At 72.5% G+C, this 17,242-nt stretch carries 14 protein-coding genes; 8 read left to right on the top strand and 6 right to left on the bottom strand.

Going from position 1 to position 17,242, the window contains the following annotated elements:
* Positions 1-2: 2 nt before the first annotated feature.
* Positions 3-1,328, top strand: coding sequence for an HRDC domain-containing protein (locus tag EUA94_RS12940; protein WP_129427299.1), 1,326 nt, complete (start codon positions 3-5; stop codon positions 1,326-1,328).
* A 172-nt stretch (positions 1,329-1,500) separates the two neighbouring features.
* Here EUA94_RS12940 and EUA94_RS12945 read toward each other — a convergent pair whose 3' ends face one another.
* The 5 genes from EUA94_RS12945 to EUA94_RS12965 all read right to left on the bottom strand — a co-directional run bounded on the left by EUA94_RS12945 (position 1,501) and on the right by EUA94_RS12965 (position 8,486).
* Positions 1,501-2,904, bottom strand: coding sequence for an extracellular solute-binding protein (locus tag EUA94_RS12945; RefSeq protein WP_129427300.1), 1,404 nt, complete (start codon positions 2,902-2,904; stop codon positions 1,501-1,503).
* Positions 2,905-2,913: 9 nt separating this feature from the next.
* The gene (locus EUA94_RS12950; RefSeq protein ID WP_242494850.1) at positions 2,914-3,366 is read right to left on the bottom strand and encodes a type II toxin-antitoxin system PemK/MazF family toxin; all 453 of its coding nucleotides are present in this window, start codon (positions 3,364-3,366) and stop codon (positions 2,914-2,916) included.
* Positions 3,367-3,507: 141 nt separating this feature from the next.
* Entirely contained in the window at positions 3,508-4,104 is a 597-nt protein-coding gene (locus EUA94_RS12955) for a hypothetical protein (RefSeq protein WP_242494851.1), read from the bottom strand.
* 10 nt (positions 4,105-4,114) lie between these two features.
* Complete coding sequence (gene hrpA / locus EUA94_RS12960; protein WP_129427301.1) at positions 4,115-7,966, bottom strand: ATP-dependent RNA helicase HrpA; 3,852 nt, start codon at positions 7,964-7,966, stop codon at positions 4,115-4,117.
* Between the two features lie 55 nt (positions 7,967-8,021).
* Positions 8,022-8,486: a hypothetical protein gene (locus tag EUA94_RS12965; RefSeq protein ID WP_129427302.1), complete on the bottom strand. Its 465-nt coding sequence runs from the start codon at positions 8,484-8,486 to the stop codon at positions 8,022-8,024.
* A gap of 143 nt (positions 8,487-8,629) precedes the next feature.
* On the opposite strand from EUA94_RS12965, the gene EUA94_RS12970 reads away from it, so the two are divergent.
* From EUA94_RS12970 to EUA94_RS12990, 5 genes are all read left to right on the top strand, one after another.
* Positions 8,630-9,037: a YciI family protein gene (locus EUA94_RS12970; protein ID WP_129427303.1), complete on the top strand. Its 408-nt coding sequence runs from the start codon at positions 8,630-8,632 to the stop codon at positions 9,035-9,037.
* Between the two features lie 13 nt (positions 9,038-9,050).
* On the top strand, positions 9,051-10,220 hold the full coding sequence (locus EUA94_RS12975; protein ID WP_129427304.1) for an RNA polymerase sigma factor: 1,170 nt from the start codon (positions 9,051-9,053) through the stop codon (positions 10,218-10,220).
* A 72-nt stretch (positions 10,221-10,292) separates the two neighbouring features.
* Positions 10,293-11,006 carry a response regulator transcription factor gene (locus EUA94_RS12980; protein WP_422879899.1) on the top strand — a complete coding sequence of 238 codons (714 nt, stop codon included), beginning with the start codon at positions 10,293-10,295 and terminating at the stop codon, positions 11,004-11,006.
* Positions 11,007-11,017: 11 nt separating this feature from the next.
* Entirely contained in the window at positions 11,018-12,418 is a 1,401-nt protein-coding gene (locus tag EUA94_RS12985) for a sensor histidine kinase (protein ID WP_242494852.1), read from the top strand.
* A gap of 192 nt (positions 12,419-12,610) precedes the next feature.
* Complete coding sequence (locus tag EUA94_RS12990) at positions 12,611-13,177, top strand: ribonuclease FAU-1 family protein (RefSeq protein WP_129427307.1); 567 nt, start codon at positions 12,611-12,613, stop codon at positions 13,175-13,177.
* On the opposite strand, the gene EUA94_RS12995 is transcribed toward EUA94_RS12990, so the two are convergent.
* Entirely contained in the window at positions 13,158-14,528 is a 1,371-nt protein-coding gene (locus EUA94_RS12995; RefSeq protein WP_242494853.1) for a threonine/serine exporter family protein, read from the bottom strand. The two genes, EUA94_RS12990 and EUA94_RS12995, sit on opposite strands and share 20 nt — an antisense overlap.
* Before the next feature lie 79 nt (positions 14,529-14,607).
* On the opposite strand from EUA94_RS12995, the gene EUA94_RS13000 reads away from it, so the two are divergent.
* Together EUA94_RS13000 and EUA94_RS13005 are read left to right on the top strand one after the other, a co-directional pair.
* Positions 14,608-15,741, top strand: coding sequence for a glutamate--cysteine ligase (locus tag EUA94_RS13000; protein ID WP_129427308.1), 1,134 nt, complete (start codon positions 14,608-14,610; stop codon positions 15,739-15,741).
* Positions 15,742-15,829: 88 nt separating this feature from the next.
* A complete protein-coding gene (locus EUA94_RS13005; RefSeq protein WP_129427309.1) occupies positions 15,830-17,233 on the top strand; it encodes a WS/DGAT/MGAT family O-acyltransferase in 1,404 nt (467 codons plus the stop codon).
* Positions 17,234-17,242: the final 9 nt, after the last annotated feature.

Consider the following 17,242-nt stretch of genomic DNA (forward strand, 5'->3'; position numbering starts at 1 on the left):
CGATGCCCCTCACCCCGGACACCGACCCCGCCACCGACCCGGACGACGAGCAGGCAGCCGCTGCCGCCGAGCCGGAGCCGCCCGAGGCACCCCCCGCACCCCTGCTCGTGCTCCGCGACGGGTTGCCCGAGGTGGTCGACACCGACGAGGGCCTGGCCGAGGCGTGCGCCGCCCTCGCGGCCGCGACCGGGCCCGTGGCCATCGACGCCGAGCGCGCCTCGGGCTACCGCTACTCCAACCGCGCCTACCTGATCCAGCTGCGCCGCGAGGGCGCGGGCACCTGGCTCGTCGACCCGATCACGATGACCACGCTCGCGCCGCTGCAGCAGGCACTCGAGGGCTCCGAGTGGATCCTGCACGCGGCGACCCAGGACCTGCCCTGCCTGCGCGAGGTGGGCCTGGTCCCGACGAGCCTCTTCGACACCGAGCTGGCCGGCCGGCTCCTGGGCTATCCCCGGGTCGGCCTCGCCACGCTCGTCGAGACGGTGCTCGGCCAGCGGATGCGCAAGGAGCACTCCGCGGCCGACTGGTCCACGCGACCACTCCCGACAGCCTGGCTCGACTACGCCGCGCTCGACGTCGAGGTGCTCCTCGAGCTGCGCGAGCACATGATCGCCGAGCTCGAGAAGGCCGACAAGACCGAGTGGGCGCGCCAGGAGTTCGAGAACCTGCTGGGCTTCGAGCCCGCCGTACGCGTCGACGCGTGGCGGCGTACGTCCGGCGTGCACCGCCTTCGCGGACGCCGGTCCCTCGGCGCGGCCCGCGCCCTGTGGGAGGCCCGCGACGCCATCGCCGCCGAGCGCGACGTGACCCCCGGGCGGATCCTGCCCGACTCCGCCATCGTCGTGGCCGCGACGGTCATGCCGACCGACCGCCGGGCCCTGCTCGCCACCCAGGGGTTCCACGGCCGCGGCGCCGGTCGCTACGCCGCGACCTGGGTGGAGGTCCTCGACCGGGTCCGCGAGATGGGCGAGGACGAGCTGCCCTCCCGCGCACCGCGCGGCGACGGCCCCCCGCACCCGCGCACGTGGGCCGACCGCGAGCCCGTCGCCGACCGCCGCTTCCGCGCCGCCCGCGAGGCGATGCTCAACCTCGCCGAGGTGCACCACCTGCCGGTCGAGAACCTGCTCACACCCGACTACCTCCGCCGGCTGATGTGGGCGCCACCGGAGACCCGCGACCCGGCCGACCTCGCGGACGCCGTACGCGCCCAGCTCACGTCGTACGGCGCTCGTCCCTGGCAGGCCGGGCTCGTCACCGGCGCGCTGGTCGGCGCGATCCTTGGCGCCGAGATCGAGCCCGAGGACCCCGAGGACCCCGAGGAGTAGTCGCCTGCTCCGTCTGCGCTCCACGTTGAGCGGTGGTGGAGCCACCTTCCCTGATCGCGGAAGGTGGGTGGACCACCGCTCGGGGGTCTGTCGGCGGGTCGCCGCCGTGCGCGGTGGTGGAGCCACATTCCCTGATCGCGGAAGGTGGGTGGACCACCGCTCGCGGAGGCGGCTACTCCGACGACTCGGAGGGCGACTCCGTCGGCGACTCGGTCTCCTCGGGGGGCGAGAGGATGGCCTGCGAGGCCTGGTCGATCTGCTCGGTGGTCAGGTCGAGGTCGAGGATCCCGGGCGCGGTCACGAGCCGCTCGAGCAGCGGCGTCACCGCCTCGGTGAGCTCCTCGCGCTGGTCGATGAACGGCGGCACCACCATGTAGCGGATGCTCGCGTTGAAGACCGCGCTGTTGGCCGGCTCGTCGTCGGGCGCCAGGAACTCGTCCGACGCGGCGACCTGCGTGTTGGCCGGCACGATGTAGCCGGTGGCGGAGACCGTGGCGATCGCGGCGTCGGAGACGGCGTACGCGATGAAGTCGGCGGCGTCGCCCTCCACCTCGGAGTCGGCCGAGATGCAGAGCCCGCTGATGTCACCGACGGTGGCACGGGTGTCGATGATCGGCATCGGGAGCACGTCGAAGTCGAGGTCATCGGCGTCGCGCAGCTGCGGCACGAGGTTGCGGAAGCCCGCGATCATCGCGAGCTCGCCGCGCTTGAACAGCTGCACCGGCGTCGCGCGAGCGAGCTGGGCGTTGGTCGGCGTGATCGTCGCGTTGCGCAGGATCGCCAGCGTCTGGTCGAGCGCCTCGCGCGTGGAGTCGTCGGAGAAGGCCAGCGATGTGGGCTCGCGATCGTCGTCGAAGACCTCGCCGTCCCCTGAGTAGATGAACGGCGCCAGGCCCTGCAGCGTCGGGTCGATCCAGACCCCGCGCCGGTCCCCGCGGCGGGAGGCGAACTCCGCGGCGGCACCGAACTCCGCGAGCGTCCATCGGTCGCGTACGCCGTTCTCGTCCGCGGTCGGCACGTCGTACTGGCGGCGCTCCATCTTGTCGAAGTCGACGAGGTCGGTGTTGTAGTAGACGACCATCGGGGACACGGAGTACGCCATGCACTGCAGCTCGTCGTCCATTGCGAAGGCGTCGACCGCGTCGCGCGAGAAGCGGTCGCCGAAGTCCACGCCGCGTTCGTCGAGCAGCAGGCTCACCGGCTGCAGGGCCTCGGCATCGACGAGCTGGCCGAGGTCGATGCGCGAGGTGAGGAACGCGTCCGGGGCGTCGCCCGCGAGCACGTCGGCGAGCGCGGACTCGTGGTCCGGCCAGGACTTGAGGGTGACCTGACGGGTCGCCGAGGTGGCGTTGAAGGAGTCGACCACGCTCTGGAACGCCGCGACCTCCTCGTCGGAGCCGTAGGCACCGAAGACGATCTTGCGCGGCTTCTCGGGCGGCTTGCTCGAGGGGCTCGGCGACGACGTCGGGCTCGACGCGGGGTCGGCGTCCCCGGTGCACGCAGCGAGCGACAGCGCCACCGTCGCCGCACAGGCGATCAGGGCGCCGCGACGCAGGGAGGAAGGGCGTACGAGCACGGAGGAACCCTAACGGTCGAGTCCACGCCAGGCTTCGGCCACGTCGCGGAAGATCGTCTCCTCCAACGCCGCACCCTCGCGGCGGATGGCGGCGCGCTCGAGGCGGATCAGCCGGTCGAGCCGGACCTCGCTGGGGCGACCCTGCGGGTCCCAGCCGCCGGCGCCGACGTCCATCCAGTGGCGACCGTGGCGGGCCTCGTCCTCGGCGTCGCGGTCGTGGTCCTGGCTGCTGAGCATCAGGCCGACCCACCCGTCGCCGTCGGTGTCGAGCAGCAGCACTGGCCGGTCCTTGCCCTGGCTCGGGTCGTCCTCGTAGGCCACCCACGCCCACACGACCTCGCCCGGATCGGGCTCGCCGTCGGCCTCGGGGGCGTAGCGGCCCGGGGCGTCAGGGGCCGTCGCGCCGACGGCCGGGCTGGACGTGCCGAGGAACCGGGCGACGCGGCGGCGCAGGCAATTCATGCATCGACCCTAGCCACGCAGCGACGAAGTTGATGAGTGCGCCGGACCGGGAGCGCCTCACGGCGCGTGGCCGCTCGTAGCGGCTGATTTCGGGACCCGGGGCTGCCACAGCCCGACGCACTCAGGCTCCAGTGTAGGACCTCACCCCAGCGAGTGCTCGATTTCCACGTGCCCGGCGGCCTCGAGCTGCTCGGACAGGGCGAGCATCCGGGAGATCTCCTCGTGGGTGGACTCGCCCAACGCGGCGCGCCCCGCGGCGACGATGCGCGCGAAGGCGGCGGCCCGGAACAGGGTCACCGCGAAGTCGCCGCGCGCGATCCCGCGCAGCACGTCGTCGACCATCCGGCGCAGCTCGTCGGGTCCGGGCGGGTCGGCGACGCCGGCGACGACCCGCGCCACGTCGGCCCGGCGCTGCCCGGCCTCGTAGTCGGACGCGACCCGCTCGGGGTCGGCGTACACCCACGAGCGCAGCAGGAAGAGCCTCCAGAGGCTGCCCGCGAGGGTGTCGGACGGCGCGCCCGACCAGACCTCGGCCAGGGTCTCGAGGCCCTCGGTCTCGGCCAGGTGGACGATGCGCTCGGCGATCTGGGGGTCGTCGGACGCGCGGGCGCCCCGCACCAGGATCGTCGCGGCGAGATCGCCCGCCTCTCGTACGTGCGCGGGGTCGGCGCCGCCGACGATGTCGGCGAAGAAGCCGTCGCCCGGTGTCATCGGACGGTGGTGGATGCGGCCGGTCACGGCGACCACACTAGGACGAGGTGCCCATCACCTTGCGGATGCGCTGGTCGCTGACCTTGTCGCGGGTGCCGAGCTGCTGGGCGAAGAGCGAGACGCGGTACTCCTCGAGCAGCCACCCCGCCTCGCGCAGGTGCTGCGGCACCGGCTGGCCCTCGGGCAGCGCGGCGACGGCGTGCAGCCACGCCTCCTGCAGGCCGGAGAGCTGGTCCTGGAGGCCACGGTCGCGGGCGACTGCGGCGTCGAGGCGCTCACGGCGGTGGGTGACCGCGGCGAGGTAGCGGGGATAGTCGCGCAGCCGCCTCGTTCCGGCGCGGCCGACGAAGCCCGGCTCCATCAGCCGTCCCACCTGCGCGCGCATGTCCGTCATCGCGGGCAGCGTCATCAGGTCGGCGCGTCCGGAGATCGCGCGGTCCGTCGCGCGCCAGGCCTCGAGCACCCGCATCACGTCGTGGACGGCCGCGCTCGTGCCCTCGGCCACGGCGTCGCGGGCGGCCGCGACCACGGCGTCGTACGCCGCCTCGTCCCGGACCGTCGGGCGGGAGTCGACGACCTCGCCGACGATCGCGGCGCGCACGTCGGCGAGCAGGTCGCCGACCGAGGCGTACGGCGAGCCGACGAGCGCGAGCTTGGCGCGTTGGTCGAGCCCCGCGGCCGCGAGCACGTCGTCGACCGGGGTGGGCGGGCCGAGCGCGACCAGCACGAGACGGCGTACGCCGAGCCGGTGGTGCGCGGCCGCGACGTCGGCGGTGGCGAGCACCTGCAGGCCGACCGTCGTGCCCTCGTCGACCAGCGCCGGGAACCCCCGCACCTCGTGGCCCGCACGCCGCTGGACGAAGGACTCGTCGATCGTCCCGAAGGTCCACGCGGTCTGGCCCGTCGCGGTGACGCCCGAGTCCGCGGCGACATCGGCCATCGCCCGTTCGAACGTGGGCCGCAGCGGCTCCTTGAGCGCGTCGAGGTCCTTGCCGCGACCGGCCTCCACGCCCTCCTCGGTGACCACACGATAGGTCGGCTGGAGGTGGGTCGGCACCTTGGCCCAGTCCCACGCCTCCCGGTCGATGACCAGGCTGCGGGTGCTGCGGGCGAAGCGCTCGAGGGCGTCGAGGATCGGCTCGGTGCCGGGCGGGGTCGCGGCGAGGAACTCCCGCGCGGTGTTGGGCGCGGGCACCATCGCGACGCGCAGGTGCTTGGGCAACGAGCGGATCAGCTCGGTCACCAGCTCCTCGCGCAGGCCCGGCACGAGCCACGAGAAGTCGTCGGCGTCGATGCGGTTGAGGGTGGCGACGGGCACGTCGATGGTGAGGCCGTCGTCGGTGGAGCCGGGCTCGAAGTGATAGCTGATCGGGAAGGTCAGCCCGGCCTCGTCGCTGTCGTGCCACTGCGTCGGGAAGTCGTGCGCGCGCACCTCGCCGGCGGTGTCGTGGGTGAGCATCTCGGGGTCGAAGGTGAGCAGGTCGGGCCGCTTCTGGCGGGCGCGCTTCCACCACTGGTCGAAGTGCTGGCCGCTGACCACGTCCTCGCCGACGCGGGCGTCGTAGAACTCGAAGAGCGTTTCCTCGTCGACGACGATGTCGCGGCGCCGCGCGCGGTGCTCGAGCTCCTCGGCCTCCTCGAGCAGGCGGGCGTTCTCGGCGAGGAACTTGTGGCGGGAGTCCCACTCCCCCTGCACCAGCGCGTGGCGGATGAAGAGCTCGCGGGCGAGCGGGGCATCGATGCGGCCGTACTGCACCAGGCGGTCGGCGACGAGCGGTACGCCGTACAAGGTGACGCGCTCGCGCGCCATCACGGCCGCGCGCTTGCGCGACCAGTGGGGCTCGGAGTAGGTCCGCTTGACCAGGTGCTCACCGAGGCGTTCGGCCCACTCGGGGTTGATCGCGGCGTTCTGCCGGGCCCAGAGGCGGGAGGTCTCGACGAGCTCGGCGCTCATCAGGAAGCCGGGGTTGCGCCCCTTGAGCACGCTGCCGGGGAAGACCGCGAAGCGGGCGTTGCGGGCGCCGACGTACTCCCGCAGCGGGCGTCGCTCCCCTGGCTTGGCCTTCTCCCGCTCCTCCAGCGCACCGATGTGGCTCAGCAGCCCGGACAGCAGCGCCTGGTGGATGCCGTCCTCGTCGGGGGTGTCGGACGGGTGGCCGACCTCGAGCTTCATTTCCTTGGCCACCTGGCGCAGCTGGGACTCGTAGTCCTGCCACTCGCGGATCCGCATGTAGTTGAGGTGCTCGCGCTTGCACATCCGGCGGAAGGCGCTGGACGAGAGCTCCTTCTGCTGCTGCTTGATGTGGCGCCACAGGTTGAGCCAGGTGAGGAAGTCGCTCGACTCGTGCTTGAAGCGGGCGTGCTGCTGGTCGGCCTGCGCGCGCTGCTCCTCCGGCCGCTCACGCGGGTCCTGGATCGAGAGCGCGGCAGCGATGACGAGGACGTCGCGTACGCACCCGAGGCGCTCGGCCTCGAGGATCATCCGGCCGAGCCGCGGGTCGATCGGCAGCCGGGCCAGGCGCTTGCCGACGGCGGTGAGGCGTACGCCGGGCTGGGACGTGCTGCGATGCGGCGGTTCGGACCGCCGGTTCGCCACACGTTGCGGGGCGGCCTCGGCGGTGATCGCGCCGAGCTCCTCGAGCAGGTCGGTCCCTGCCTTGATGTTGCGGCGGTCAGGCGGCTCGACGAAGGGGAAGCGGGCGATGTCGCCGAGGCGCAGGGAGGCCATCTGGAGGATGACGCTCGCGAGGTTGGTGCGAAGGATCTCCGGGTCGGTGAACTCGGGGCGTCCCTCGAAGTCCTCTTGCGAGTAGAGCCGGATCGCGATGCCGTCGGACACGCGCCCGCAGCGACCGGACCGCTGGTTGGCCGAGGCCTGGCTGATCGGCTCGATCGGCAGCCGCTGCACCTTGGTGCGTACGGAGTAGCGGCTGATCCGCGCGACGCCCGTGTCGACGACGTATGCGATGCCGGGGACGGTCAGCGACGTCTCGGCGACGTTGGTGGCGAGGACGACGCGGCGCACCGTGGACGGGTGGCTGGAGAACACCTTGTGCTGGTCGGCGGCGCTGAGGCGGGAGTAGAGCGGGACGATCTCGAGGCGGTCACTCTTCAGCGCGTCGAAGGCGTCGGCGGTGTCGCGGATCTCGCGCTCGCCGGGGAGGAAGACGAGCACGTCCCCGGGGCCTTCGGCCGACAGCTCGCGTACGGCGTCGACGATCGCCTCGGTCTGGTCGCGCTGGACCGGCTCGCCGTCCTCGTCGTCCTCCGGCAGCTCGAGCAGCGGGCGGTAGCGGACCTCGACCGGGAACGTACGCCCCGACACCTCGACCACGGGCGCAGCGAAGTGGGCGGCGAACCGGTCGACGTCGATCGTCGCGCTGGTGATGATCACCTTGAGGTCGGGCCGGCGCGGGAGCAGTCGCTTGAGGTAGCCGAGGAGGAAGTCGATGTTGAGGCTGCGCTCGTGGGCCTCGTCGATGATGAGCGTGTCGTACTTGCGGAGGTCGCGGTCGCGCTGGAGCTCCGCGAGCAGGATGCCGTCGGTCATCAGCTTGACCCGGCTGGCCTTCGACGTGCGGTCGATGAACCGCACCTGGTAGCCGATGACGTCACCGAGCTCGGTGCCGAGCTCCTCAGCGATCCGCTCCGCCACGGAGCGGGCGGCGATCCGGCGCGGCTGGGTGTGGCCGATCAGCTTCCCGCCCTCGGCCGGGCCTGCCCCGCGACCGAGCTCGAGGCAGATCTTCGGCAGCTGGGTGGTCTTCCCCGACCCGGTCTCGCCGGCGACGATGACGACCTGGTGGTCGCGGATCGCCGCGGCGATGTCGTCGCGGCGCGCGGAGACCGGAAGGTCCGGCGGGTAGGAGATCTTCACAACGGGCGCCATTCTCGCCCACTGCGGCAACCGGGTTTCGCGCCGGGATCCTGCTGACGCGGTTCGCTCAGCTGGTGGAGCTGTCGTCGTCCTCCGGCGGAGTGGTCGGCGGGAGCTGACCGGGTACGCCGTGGGGGCCGCCGTGCATGCCGTCGCGCCCGGGACCCCGGTCGTCCGCGTCGCGCTGCTGCATCCAGCCGCCGCGGTCCCGACCACCGTCGTCACCGATGGCGTGCACGGCCGCGAAGCCGAGGCCGCCGACGATGATCCCCGCCAGCGCGGAGGCGATCAGGGCCGCAAGCCCGAAGGTGCGGCTGCCGTCCGAGCTGCGCAGGCTGCGGAAGCGCTCGCCGAAGCCGCGACGCCCGGTCGTCACGGGCGCAGGCGCGACCGGCTCTGCGGTGGTCGCCGCGGGAGCAGCCGGCTCGGATGCCGGGGCCGGCGGCAGAGTCGCGGCGCCCTCGGGGCGTACGGGCTGGGTCTCGTCGTCGGGCTGGGTCTCGTCGTCGGGCCGGAGCTTGTCGTCGGTCATGGCAGGAGCGTGCGCCCGCTGCCTGTGGGCGACCTGTGAACGCGCCCTGAGATTCATGGGACTGCGATGTCGAGAACCACGGTGCGGCTCCGTCCCCGGAGTGGATGCGGCCACAATGGCCGCACCGGACAAGGAGAACCGAGATGCCGAAGTACCTGATCCTCAAGCACTACCGCGGCACCCCCGCCACCGTGAACGACGTCCCGATGGACCGCTGGACCCCCGAGGAGGTCGACGCCCACCTGAAGTTCATGGACGACTTCGGGAAGCGGCTGGAGGCCGACGGCGAGTTCGTCGACGGCCAGGCGCTGTCGCCCGAGGGCGCCTTCGTCCGCGCCGACGACCAAGGCAAGGGCCCGATCACCGACGGGCCGTTCGCGGAGACCAAGGACCTCATCGCCGGCTGGTACATCGTCGACGTCGACGGCTGGGACCGCGCGGTCGCCCTGGCCGGCGAGCTCTCGCTGGCCCCGGGGGCCGGCGGCAGGCCGATCCACGAGTGGCTCGAGGTGCGCCCGTTCTACGGCTCGCCGACCGGCACCGAGGACTGACATCCCGAGCCCGATGGATCCGTTCGACGGGACGACGCTGCGACCGCTCGTCCCAGCAGTGATCGGTGTCCTCGTCCGCCGCGGAGCCGACTTCGCGGCGGCCGAGGACGCCGTCCAGGACGCGCTCGTCGAGGCGTGGCGCACCTTCGGCGCCGGCGACGACGCGGCACCGCGCGACCTCAAGGGCTGGCTGGTCACCGTGGCGTGGCGGCGGTTCCTGGACGGCGTACGGTCCGGGTCGGCGCGGCAGCGCCGCGAGGTCGTGGTCGACGCAGAGCCGGGCGCGGGTCCGACCGAGGTCGCCGACGACACCCTGCGGGTCTTCTTCCTCTGCGCGCACCCGGCCCTCACCCCGGCGTCGGCGGTCGCGCTGACGCTGCGGGCGGTGGCGGGCCTCACCACGCGCCAGGTCGCCGAGGCCTACCTGGTGCCCGAGGCGACGATGGCGCAGCGGATCAGCCGTGCGAAGCGGACGATCTCGGGCGAGTCGTTCGACCGGCCGGGCGACCTCGCCACGGTGCGGCGGGTGCTCTACCTGGTCTTCAACGAGGGCTACTCCGGCGACGTGGACCTCGCTGCCGAGGCGATCCGGCTCACCCGGCAGCTCGCGTCGCTGCGGGCCAACCCCGAGACCGACGGGCTGCTCGCCCTGACGCTGCTCCACCACGCGCGTCGCCCGGCCCGGCTGCGGCCGGACGGCACCCTGGTCCCGCTCGTCGACCAGGACCGCAGCCGCTGGGACGGCGCCCTGATCGAGGAGGGCGTCCGGATCCTGCAGCGCGCCCTCGCTCTCGAGCAGCGCGGCGAGTTCCAACTGCAGGCGGCGATCGCGGCGCTCCACGCCGACGCGCGTACGACGGAGGAGACGGACTGGGTGCAGGTCGTGCAGTGGTACGACGAGCTGCTGGCCCTGACCGGCAGCCCCGTCGTACGCCTCAACCGGGCCGTCGCCGTGGGCGAGGCCGACGGACCTCGCGCTGGGCTCGCCGCACTCGCCGAGGTCGACCCCGACCTGCCGCGCCACCGGGCCGTGTCGGCGTACCTCCACGAGAGGGACGGCGACCTCGCGACCGCCGCCGGGCTCTACGCCGAGGCGGCCGCGCTCGCCACGAACATGCCCGAGCGAACCCACCTGACCAAGCAGGCCGCACGGCTCAACCAGCACTCCCCGGTGGTCGAGTAGCCGAGCGAGGCGTGTCGAGACCGACAGGCGCGTCACAGGAACTCCACAGGAACCGACGGCAGGATGCTGCCCATGCAGCAGCTCACCCGACCCGACGGCTCCCCCGTGCGCGTCCTCGTGGTCGACGACGAGGTCAACATCGCCGAGCTCTTGGCGATGGCCCTGCGCTACGAGGGGTGGGACCTGCGGGTGGCCCACACGGGCACCGATGCGGTCGCCACGGCGCGTGACTTCCGGCCCGACGCTGTCGTGCTCGACATCATGCTCCCGGACTTCGACGGCCTCGAGGTGCTGCGCCGGATGCGCGCCGACGGCAACGACGTGCCCGTCCTCTTCCTCACCGCCAAGGACGCCGTCGAGGACCGGATCGCCGGCCTCACGGCGGGTGGCGACGACTACGTCACCAAGCCGTTCTCGCTCGAGGAGGTTGTGGCGCGGCTGCGCGGTCTGATCCGACGCGGCGGGACGGCCGCCCAGGCCGACGCCGGCAACGTGCTCGCCGTCGGCGACCTCACCCTCGACGAGGACAGCCACGAGGTGCACCGCGCCGGCGAGGAGATCAGCCTGACCGCGACCGAGTTCGAGCTGCTGCGCTTCCTGATGCGCAACCCGCGGCGCGTGCTGAGCAAGGCGCAGATCCTCGACCGCGTCTGGCAGTACGACTTCGGCGGGCAGGCCAACGTCGTCGAGCTCTACATCTCCTACCTGCGCAAGAAGATCGACGCCGGGCGCGACCCGATGATCCACACCATGCGCGGCGCCGGCTACGTCCTGAAGCCGGCGTGATGCGTCGTCCCTTGACCCTCACGACGCGCTTGGTCGCGCTGGTCGTGCTGCTCGTCGCGGTGACCGCCGCGGTCATCGGGACTGCGACGACGCTGGTGATGCGCGGCTACTTCACCGACCGGCTCGACGACCAGGTGCGCAGCTCGCTGACCCGTGCGTACGGTCCCCCGATGGACTTCCGCGGCCCGGGCCGCGATGACGACGACGGGCGCGGACCGGGCGGGCAGAGCATCGGCACGCTGACCGCTCTCGTCGACCCCGACTCGGGCACCTCGACCGGCACCGTCCTGGAGGACGATTCCACCGGCGAGGCCAAGGAGAAGCCGCTGTCGGCGGCAGTGCTCGACCGCATCGCCGACGTCCCGGCCGACGGGAAGGTGCACGAGGTCACCCTGCGGGGACTCGGCGAGTACCGGGTGATCGCGAACGACGCCTACAACGTCGTCTCGGTCGCCGGTCTCCCGACCAAGGAGGTCGACGACGCGCTCGCCTGGCTGGTCACCATCGTCGTGGTCGTGAGCGGCGCCGCCGTCGCGATCGCCGGTGGCGCCGGCACCTTCGTCGTACGCCGCCAGCTGGCGCCGCTGCGCGAGGTGTCCGGCACCGCCCACCGCGTCGCCGAGCTCCCCCTCGCCTCCGGCGAGATCGACCTGTCCGAGCGGGTGCCCGCGCGCCTCACCGACGAGCGCACCGAGGTCGGCCAGGTCGGCGCAGCGTTGAACGCGATGCTCGACCACGTCGAGGCGTCCCTCGACCAGCGGCACCGCAGCGAGCAGCAGGTGCGCCAGTTCGTCGCCGACGCCTCCCACGAGCTGCGGACGCCACTGGCCACGATCGCCGGCTACACCGAGCTGGCGCGCAACCGCCCGGAGACCACCCCCACCGCGCTCGCCAAGGTCGAGACCGAGTCGGCGCGGATGACCGGGCTCGTCGAGGACCTGCTCCTGCTCGCCCGGCTCGACTCCGGCCGACCTCTCGAGCGCGAGCCCGTCGACCTGTCCCGGCTCCTGCTGGAGGCGGTCAACGACGCCCGCGTCGTGGACGCCGACCGGCAGTGGCGGCTGTCCCTCCCGGACGCGCCGGTGAGCGTCGTCGGCGACGCCGCCCGCCTGCACCAGGTGGTGACCAACCTGCTCGCCAACGCCAGCAAGTACACGCCCGCGGGCACCACCATCACCGTCACCGGCTCGGCCGACGGCTTCACGGTGCACGACGACGGTCCCGGCTTCTCCCCCGAGCTCGCCCCCCGCGCGTTCGAGCGGTTCACCCGCGGCGACGCCGCCCGCACCCGCGCCGGCGGCGCCGGTCTCGGCCTCTCGATGGTCCAGGCGATCGTGGCCGCCCACGGCGGCTCGGTCGAGCTGACCAGCAACCCCGGCGCCACCACCTTCACCGTCCACCTCCCCCGCTGACCGGGCACTTCCTCGCGCTACAGGGCGCTGACCGGGCACTTCCTCGCGCTACAGGGCGCTGACCGGGCACTTCCTCGCGCTACAGGGCGCTGACCAGCGCGAGGAACCGCCCGGTCGGCTGGTCTCAGCGCGAGGAACCGCCCGGTCGGCTGGTCTCAGCGCGAGGAATCGCCCGGTCGCTAGGTTGGTCGCATGGAGCCCGGGACCCCGATCCGCTGCGAGATGACGAAGTGGGGCGACCGCCCGCACTGGGAGTTCGACGGGGTCTACCTGGGCGCCGATGAGCACGGCGAGTGGCTCGGCTTCCCACAGGGGACGCTCAACAGCCGCCCCGGTCTGCAGATGGTCTCCGAGGTCGACTGCGTGACGCTCGTGCCGCCGGGAGGCTGGTACGCCGCGACCTTCCACGCGCCCGGGATCTGGTGCGACCTCTACGTCGACCTCGCCACCCCGGGCGAGTGGGACGGCACCGTGCTGCGGGCCGTCGACCTCGACCTCGACGTGATCCGGAGGTCCGCGACGCCACCGACCTCCACCAGGTCGGGACCGCAGAACATGGATGCCGGCCCGGGCGAGGTCTTCGTCGACGACGAGGACGAGTTCGCCGAGCACCAGGTCGCGTACGGCTATCCGGCCGACGTGGTCGCGCGAGCGCAGGCCAGCTGCGATGCGGTCCTCGCGGCCGCCCGCGCCGGCCTGCCGCCGTACGACGGCACGCACCAGCGGTGGCTCGCGGAACTCACTCGCCTGACTTCCTGAGCGCCCGACGCTCGGCGCGGGTCAGGGCGCGGAAGGGACCGACCAGGCGCGGTCCGGCGAGCCGGTTCTCCAGCTTGCGCGCCTCCCGCTTGAGCGGCTGGGCCACGTACTCCCCCAGGATCACGCCGGAGGCCAGCGCGATCGCTACGGAGATGGCGGTCATCAGCGCGAGGATGCCCTGGGAGACGAGGTAGCCCCCGTCCGCGAGCCAGGTGAGGCCGCGGTAGATCGACAGGCCGGGCAGGAACGGCACGATCGCCGGCACCGCGACCACCAGCGGGGGCACCCGGACGCGGCCCGCCACCGCATAGGCGACGAGGCCGACGAAGAAGGCGGCCACGCCGGCAGCGGCGGCGCGGCCGAAGCCGTTGACCTCGACGGTCTGGGAGATCAGGGCGGCGACGGCGGTGATCGCCGCGATCGGCGCCACGGCCCGGCGTGGGGCGTAGCAGGCGACGGAGAAGGCAGCCGACGACACGGCCGCGCCGAGGATCAGGACGGGCAGGTCGGAGTACTTGACCTGGCCCGGCACGAGGCCGCTGAGCCCGATGTCGAGCACGTCGGAGACCGAGATGCCGAGGGCGACGCCCGCGATGATGCCCGCGGTGGCCATCATCGCCTCGATCAGCCGCGCGCCCGCCGTCAGGTAGAAGCCGGTGAGCGCGTCCTGCACGGCGCCCATCAGCCCGATCCCGGCGAGCAGCATGATGATGTTGGCGGTGACGACCAGCGACTCGTCGACCTCGATCGGGGTGGCCGCAACGCCGGCGGCGAGCAGCGTGGCGATCGCACCGCCCGCGACCTGGTGGTAGAAGAACGGCAGCCGTCGCCGCGCCATGAGGATCTGCACGCGGTCGATCGACACGGCCGCCAGCGCGGCGACGGCCGAGACGAGGGCGCCACCGCCGAGGAAGACGCCGACGCCGGCGGCCATCACGGCCCAGGCGATCGTGACCGCCCACCGCGGGAAGGCGTGTCCCAGCGACACGATGGTCGCCATCCGGTTGCGCGCGAGGTAGAGGTCGGCCCGGTCCAGGAGGATGTCGCGCACCAGGTGGTCGACTGCGGTGAGGTCCTCGTAGTCGATGTCGCGCTGCTGCACGTGGCGCATCATCAGCGTCGGTACGTCGTCGAGGGAGCGCTGGTAGCTCATCGAGAGGGCGGTGAAGGTCACGTCGACCTCGGCCTGGCGCAGGTCGAGGTGGTCGGCCACCGAGCGCATCGTGGCGGTGACGTCCGCGGCGCCGGCGCCCGAGGACAGCAGCATCTCGCCGATGCGCAGTATGAGGTCCATCGAGAGGTGGATCTCGCGCACCCGCTGTGCCTCGGTCTGCTCGTTGTGCTCATCCACGCCGCCATGCTCGCACCGCTCCCGGGGCCGCTGTCACAGGGGTGATCCGTGACCGCCCGGCGCTCCCTAGAGTGAGCCCATGCGCATCGACTTCCACGCGTCAGCCCGGCCGACGCTGGGCGTCGAGTGGGAGCTGGCGCTGGTCGACCGGGTCAGCCGCGACCTCGTGAGCGTGGCGTCGGAGGTGCACGAGCTGGCGGGCGGGCGCCTCGACGAACCGGCCCGGCTGCACAAGGAGCTGCTGCGCAACACGGTCGAGCTGGTCACCGGGATCTGCGACACCGCCGGCGAAGCGGTTGCCGACCTGCGCGAGACCCTGGCCGTCGTCGCCCCTGCCGCGCGCGAGCTCGGCGTCGACCTGCTGGGCGCCGGCTCGCATCCCTTCGCCGACTGGTCGCACCAGCAGCTGACCGAGGGCCACCGCTACGCCGAGCTCATCAACCGTACGCAGTGGTGGGGCCGCCAGATGCTGATCTGGGGCGTCCACGTGCACGTCGGCATGCCCGAGCGCGACCGCGTGATGCCCGTGCTCGCCTCGATGCTGACGACGTACCCCCACCTCCTGGCCCTCTCGGCGAGCTCGCCGATCTGGGCGGGCCAGGACACCGGCTACGCCTCCAACCGGGCGCTGATGTTCCAGCAGCTCCCGACCGCCGGGCTGCCGTTCACCTTCGACACCTGGCCCGAGTTCGAGAAGTGCATCGCCGACCAGACGACGACCGGGATCATCGAGTCGATGTCCGACGTGCGCTGGGACCTGCGGCCGGCGCCGCACCTCGGCACCCTCGAGCACCGGGTCTGCGACGGCATGTCCGACCTGGGCGAGATCGCCGCGCTCACCGCGCTCGTCCACTGCCTCGTCGTCGACCTCGACACCCGGCTCGCGGCCGGCGAGACCCTGCCGACGATGCCGCCGTGGCAGGTCCAGGAGAACAAGTGGCGCGCGGCGCGCTACGGCCTCGACGCCATCGTCATCCTCGACGACCACAACCGCGAGCGGCTCGTGACCGACGACCTCCACGACCTGCTCGAGCGCCTCACCCCCGTCGCCCGCCGGCTGGGCTGCGAGGCCGAGCTGCGTACGGTCGCCGACATCCCGAAGCGCGGCGCGTCGTACCAGCGGCAGCGCGCCGTGGCGCGCGAGTCCGGCGGCGACCTCATCGCGGTGGTCGACGCGCTCGTCGCGGAGCTCGACCACTCGCTCCAGTCCTGACCCGCGGGACGCCGCCCTTGTGGCGGTCGTCACCGGGCGAGAGGATGCCCGGACGCCCTCACCTGGGGGAAGTGGCGGAGGAGAACCAGTGGTCAACCTGATCGACCCGACCGCGACGGGCTTCCTGCTCGCGGAGAACCGCAACATGCCGATGCACGTCGGCGGGCTGCAGCTCTTCGAGAAGCCCGAAGGCGCCGGACGCAACTACGTCCGCGAGATGTACGAGCAGATGCGCGACGTCGAGCAGATCGCCCCGCTCTTCCTCAAGCACCCCCACCGCTCGGCCCGTACGGCGGGCCAGCTGGTGTGGCAGCCCGACGAGCAGTTCGACATCGAGCACCACGTCCGCCACAGCGCGCTGCCCAAGCCCGGGCGGATCCGTGAGCTGCTCGAGCTCTGCTCGCGCCTGCACGGCACCCGCCTCGCCTGGGAGCGCCCGCTCTGGGAGGCCCACGTCATCGAGGGCCTGCGCGACGGTCGGGTGGCGATGTACACCAAGACCCACCACGCCCTCGTCGACGGCGTCTCGGCGATGCGGCTGCTCGCCAGCGTGCTGTCGACCGACCCCGACGAGCGCAACATGCCCGCCCCGTGGGCAATGCGGCCTCGCAAGCCGCGCGAGGAGGAGCCGAGCGACGGGGGCGCCTCGCTCGCCGACGTCTCGGCCAGCACGGTGCGTACGGCGCTCGCGATCGCGTCGGAGGCGGCCGGGATGCCCGGCGCGCTGATCCGCACCCTCAACAAGAGCGTCCGCAACGAGACCTCCGCACTCTCGCTCTACGCACCCCGCACGCTCCTCAACCAGAACATCACCGGCTCACGTCGCTTCGCCGCGCAGGACTGGCCGGTCGAGCGGCTCCGCGCCGTCGGCAAGTCCACCGGCACCACCATCAACGACGTCGTGCTGGCGATGGTGAGCGGCGCGATGCGCACCTACCTCTCCGACCTCGACGCGCTGCCCGACACGACGCTGGTGTCGATGGTGCCGGTCGGTCTCAACGCCAAGCAGTCGGGGCTCGCCTCTGCCGAGGGCGGCAACGCCGTTGGCTCGGTGATGGTGCAGCTCGGCACGCACCTGCCCGATCCCGCCGCCCGGCTCACCGCGATCCACACGTCCATGCAGGACGGCAAGGAGGGCCTGTCGGCGATGACGCCGGCGCAGATCCTGGCGATGAGCGCCCTGGGCCAGGCGCCGGCGATCCTCGGTCCGGTGCTGTGGATGTCTGGCATCGTCCGCCCGCCGTACAACCTGATCGTCAGCAACGTCCCGGGCCCGCGCACCACGCACTACTGGAACGGCGCGAAGCTCACCGGCACCTACCCGCTCTCGATCCCGATCAACGGCATGGCGCTCAACATCACCTGCACCTCGTACGACGGCAAGATGTGCTTCGGCCTCACCGGCTGCCGACGCACGGTCCCCCGCCTCCAGGTGCTGCTCCAGTACCTCGACGACGAGCTCAAGGCGCTGGAGAAGGCGGCCGGGATCTGACCCCCGGGG

The organism is Nocardioides zhouii, assembly GCF_004137345.1.
Taxonomy (GTDB): domain Bacteria; phylum Actinomycetota; class Actinomycetes; order Propionibacteriales; family Nocardioidaceae; genus Nocardioides; species Nocardioides zhouii.

Bases quoted from the DNA above. Each gene is read 5' to 3' on its own strand.
- EUA94_RS12980 (WP_422879899.1), top strand. From the start codon at position 10,293: ATGCAGCAGCTCACCCGACCCGACGGCTCCCCCGTGCGCGTCCTCGTG.
- EUA94_RS12950 (WP_242494850.1), bottom strand. From the start codon at position 3,366: ATGAATTGCCTGCGCCGCCGCGTCGCCCGGTTCCTCGGCACGTCCAGC.
- EUA94_RS12970 (WP_129427303.1), top strand. From the start codon at position 8,630: ATGCCGAAGTACCTGATCCTCAAGCACTACCGCGGCACCCCCGCCACC.
- EUA94_RS12990 (WP_129427307.1), top strand. From the start codon at position 12,611: ATGGAGCCCGGGACCCCGATCCGCTGCGAGATGACGAAGTGGGGCGAC.
- hrpA (WP_129427301.1), bottom strand. From the start codon at position 7,966: ATGGCGCCCGTTGTGAAGATCTCCTACCCGCCGGACCTTCCGGTCTCC.
- EUA94_RS12940 (WP_129427299.1), top strand. From the start codon at position 3: ATGCCCCTCACCCCGGACACCGACCCCGCCACCGACCCGGACGACGAG.
- EUA94_RS13000 (WP_129427308.1), top strand. From the start codon at position 14,608: ATGCGCATCGACTTCCACGCGTCAGCCCGGCCGACGCTGGGCGTCGAG.
- EUA94_RS12975 (WP_129427304.1), top strand. From the start codon at position 9,051: ATGGATCCGTTCGACGGGACGACGCTGCGACCGCTCGTCCCAGCAGTG.
- EUA94_RS12965 (WP_129427302.1), bottom strand. From the start codon at position 8,486: ATGACCGACGACAAGCTCCGGCCCGACGACGAGACCCAGCCCGACGAC.